Genomic DNA, 3535 nt, shown 5'->3' with positions numbered 1-3535 from the left:
GCTCGCTCCGCCGGCCGCCGGCCGGACGCGGGCCGCGGCGGCGCACGTCCCCGTGGTGGTGCCGGCGCTCGGTGGTCTCGTCCTCGCCGCGGTGCTCGCGGGTCCCGGCGGCGCGGCGGCGAGCGTGGTGCTCGGGGCGGTCCTGCTCCGGTCCCGGCGCGCGCGGCGGCACGAGCGGGCCCGGACCGAGACCACCACCGGGCTGGCCGAGGGGTTCGCCGCCTTCGCCGCGGAGCTGCGCGCGGGCCACCCGCCCGCGTCCGCGGCCGCGGCGGCCGGACGCGACGCCGGCAGCGCCGCCCGTCGTGCCCTGGCGCGGGTCGAGGCGACCGCCCGCCTCGGCGGGGACGTCCCGGCCGCGTTGCGGGAGCAGGCGACGACCGACCCGCTCGCCGGGCCGCACCTGGTGCGCCTGGCCGACGCCTGGTCGCTCGCCGAGCGCCACGGGATCGGCCTCGCCGGACTGGCGGAGGCGGTCGCCGAGGACCTGCGGGCCCGGAGCCGGTTCGCGGGCCGGCTCGCCGCCCAGCTCGCCGGGCCGCGGACCACGGCCGCCGTCCTCGCCGCGCTGCCCGGGATCGGTCTCTTGCTCGGCCAGCTGGTCGGGGCGCACCCGTTCGGCGTGCTCACCGGCAGCGCGGTCGGCCAGGTGCTCCTGGTGGTCGGTGCGGTGCTCGTCGCCGCCGGGCTGGAGTGGAGCCGGCGCCTCATCGCGGGGGTCGTCCGGTGACCGGGCTCGCCGCCGCGCTGGTGCTCCTGGCCTCCGCGGCGCTCGTCGCCCCCGGCCCGGTCGGTGCCCGGTCGCGAGTGCGTTCCCTGCAGGGGCGGCCGGTCCCGCGCCGCCCGGCGCGCTCGGGTCGGCGTCGCCGCGTGCGGCGGGACCCCTGGCAGGAGGCCGGGGCGTGGGACGAGCTCGCCTCTTGTCTGCGCGCGGGCCTCTCGCTCGACCGCGCGGTGCGGGCGGTCGCGACCTCGCTCCCCGGCCCCGTGGCCGACGCCCTCACCGGCGTGGCCGACCTGCTCGCGCTCGGCGCGGACCCGGCCGACGCATGGGCGCCCGCGCTCGGGGAACCGGCGACCGCGCGGCTGGCCCGCGCCGCCCGGCGCTCGGCGCGCAGCGGCGCCGCGATCGCGGACGTCGCGACCACCGTGGCCGCCGACGTGCGCGCCGAGGCCGCCGAGGCGGTGTCCGCCCGCGCCGAGCGCGCCGGCGTGCTCGTGGCGGGCCCGCTCGGGCTGTGCTTCCTGCCCGCCTTCCTGGCGCTCGGGATCGCCCCGGTCGTCATCGGGCTCGCCGGGCCGCTGCTGGAGCGGACATGACCACCGCCACCCACCCCGGGTGCGGGACGAGAGGAGACGACGATGGAGAACCCGACGACGGTCGTGGCGCTGCTGGTGGCCCGGCTGGCGGCCCTGGCGCGCGACGACGAGGGGATGTCGACGGTCGAGTACGCGATCGGCCTGATCGCGGCGGCGGCGTTCGCGGGACTGCTCTTCGTGATCATCAACGCGCCCGCGGTGATGGGTGCGTTGACCGGCCTGATCCAGCGGTCGCTCACCCCGGCCGGTGGCTGACCGGGACCGCGGACGACCGTCGGCCCGACGGTTGGGCCGACCGCGGCATGGTGACCGTGGAGGCCGCGATCGCGATCGGGAGCCTCGTCGCGGTGCTCGCGGTCGTGCTCGCCGCGATCGGGGCCGTGGTAGCCGAGATCCGCTGCGTGGACGCCGCGGGGGAGGCGGCCCGGCGGGCCTCCCGGGACGACGTCGCGGGGGCCCAGGCCCTCGCCCGTGACCTGCCGTCCGGCGCCGAGGTCCGGGTCGAGCCGGAGGGGGACCTGGTCCACGTCCTGGTCCGGGTCCCGCCGTTGGGCGGGGCGCTCCCGGGGCTGCGGCTCTCGGCAGAGGCGGTGGCGGCACGCGAGCCCGCCGTCGCCGCCCCCACCCGGGACGCCGCGGACACCCCCGCCGCCGGCGCCCCCGACGGCGGCGCCCCGGACGCCGGCGCCCCCGGCGACCCAGGTGCCGAGGAGCCGGTGCGGTGAGCGGCGGGCGGGCGGACCCGGGCGACGATCGCGGGCTGGCCACCGTGATCGCGGCCGGCGCGATCGGTGTCGTCGGGATCCTGCTGGGCGCGCTGCTCGTGCTGGGCGCCGTGGTGGCCACCCGCCACCGCGCGGACAACGCCGCCGACCTGGCGGCGCTCGCCGGGGCGGCCGAGTCCGTGGGGGGCCGCGCGGCCGCCTGCCACCGCGCCCGCGAGGTCGCCGACCGCAACGGCGCCACCCTGCTCCGCTGCACGTGGCTGGGGTGGGACCTGCAGGTCGAGGTGACCCGGAGGTGCGGATGTCTGCCCGTCGCGGACGCGACCACTGTCCGCGTGCGGGCAGGTCCTGTGGTGAAGATCATGCGGTGAATCGCCGGGGGCGCGGTCACCGATCGTCACCTGACCGTGTCCTCACCGGACGAGCGGGCCGGGCCTCCCGCCGAGCGGCGGCACGGTTGGTGCAGTCGGGACGAGAGGTACCCCGGATGCCTTTCGGGGTCGCGTTCGCCCGCTCGCCGGTGCCAGGCATGGCGCTCGGCGTTCCACCCCGGCCGATGGGCGACGACGGGTGGAAATCATGCGGCGACCCGCCGTTACTGGGGAAGGAACACCGCACGGGGTGGACCAGTACCGGGAGGACCCGCATGCAGTGGTGGGACAGCTACCGCGCCGTCTACGGCACCGAGCTCCGCGCGGAGGCGATGGTGCTCGCCGATCACGGATGGGCGGTGGTGCCGGGCACGTTCCCACAGGGCGACGTGTGGACGGGCTGCAGCGACGCGCCGCAGGCCGGTCCGGCGCCGGTCCTCGAGGACTGGGCGGCCGCCGCGACGACCGACATCGCCCGGATCGCCGAGTGGTGGTCGGGCCTGCCGTACTCGATCCTGCTGCCCACGGGCCTGACCTTCGACGTGATCGAGGTGCCGGCGAGCGTCGGCCGCCGCGCCGCCGCCGCGCTCCGCGCGGTCGGGGTCCCGGTGCCGATCGCCGCCACGCCGACCGGCCAGTGGCTGTTCCCGGTGCTGCCGGGTGAGCCGCTGCGCCCGGACCTCGCGGGACGGCCGGGCATGACGCTGCACGGCCGCGGCAGCTACCTGGCGGCGCCGCCCTCGACGTTCCCCCAGGGGTCCATCCACTGGCGGGTGCGGCCGGCGACCTGCGGCTGGCGCCTCCCCGACCCGTACAGCGTCCAGGACGCCATGGCCGAGGCCGTGCGGGAGCGTCCGCAGCGCGGACTGGGCGGCAGCTCCACCTACCGCCTCGCGACCGTCGCCACCGGGATCCGTTCCTGACCGACGAGCACGACCCCGGGCGAGCCCGGGACCACCACAACTGAAGACTCGGGTCGGCCAGGACCGCCGACGACGTCCCCGCAGAGCGCGCAACCCCGCCGCAGCTCCGGGCGACGCCGTGGTCCGGCCCACCCCGCGGCGGTGGGCGCGCCCGCGCCCCGTGACCACGCCGGGAGCGCGCGAGGCGCGCCCACCG

6 protein-coding genes are annotated in these 3535 nt (G+C 78.9%); all 6 read left to right on the top strand.

The features are described from left to right. The coding region (locus tag VGH76_RS10255; RefSeq protein ID WP_331556572.1) for a type II secretion system F family protein at positions 1–730 on the top strand (730 nt) is incomplete at its 5' end. Then, on the top strand, positions 727–1320 hold the full coding sequence (locus tag VGH76_RS10250; protein WP_331556571.1) for a type II secretion system F family protein: 594 nt from the start codon (positions 727–729) through the stop codon (positions 1318–1320). The genes VGH76_RS10255 and VGH76_RS10250, both read left to right, overlap by 4 nt. Positions 1321–1362: 42 nt before the next feature. Continuing rightward, on the top strand, positions 1363–1575 hold the full coding sequence (locus tag VGH76_RS10245; RefSeq protein ID WP_331556570.1) for a DUF4244 domain-containing protein: 213 nt from the start codon (positions 1363–1365) through the stop codon (positions 1573–1575). A 47-nt stretch (positions 1576–1622) separates the two neighbouring features. Continuing rightward, on the top strand, positions 1623–2045 hold the full coding sequence (locus VGH76_RS10240) for a TadE family type IV pilus minor pilin (protein ID WP_331556569.1): 423 nt from the start codon (positions 1623–1625) through the stop codon (positions 2043–2045). Beyond that, the gene (locus tag VGH76_RS10235; RefSeq protein WP_331556567.1) at positions 2042–2416 is read left to right on the top strand and encodes an Rv3654c family TadE-like protein; all 375 of its coding nucleotides are present in this window, start codon (positions 2042–2044) and stop codon (positions 2414–2416) included. Before VGH76_RS10240 ends, VGH76_RS10235 begins: the two co-directional genes overlap by 4 nt. A 275-nt stretch (positions 2417–2691) precedes the next feature. After that, positions 2692–3339 carry a bifunctional DNA primase/polymerase gene (locus tag VGH76_RS10230; RefSeq protein ID WP_331556566.1) on the top strand — a complete coding sequence of 216 codons (648 nt, stop codon included), beginning with the start codon at positions 2692–2694 and terminating at the stop codon, positions 3337–3339. The last annotated feature ends 196 nt before the right edge of the window (positions 3340–3535 follow it).

It is taken from the genome of Actinomycetospora sp. (assembly GCF_036497585.1).
GTDB lineage: Bacteria > Actinomycetota > Actinomycetes > Mycobacteriales > Pseudonocardiaceae > Actinomycetospora.
The sequence above is the reverse complement of the archived record's forward strand: the minus strand, read 5'-3'. Positions and strand labels throughout refer to the sequence as shown.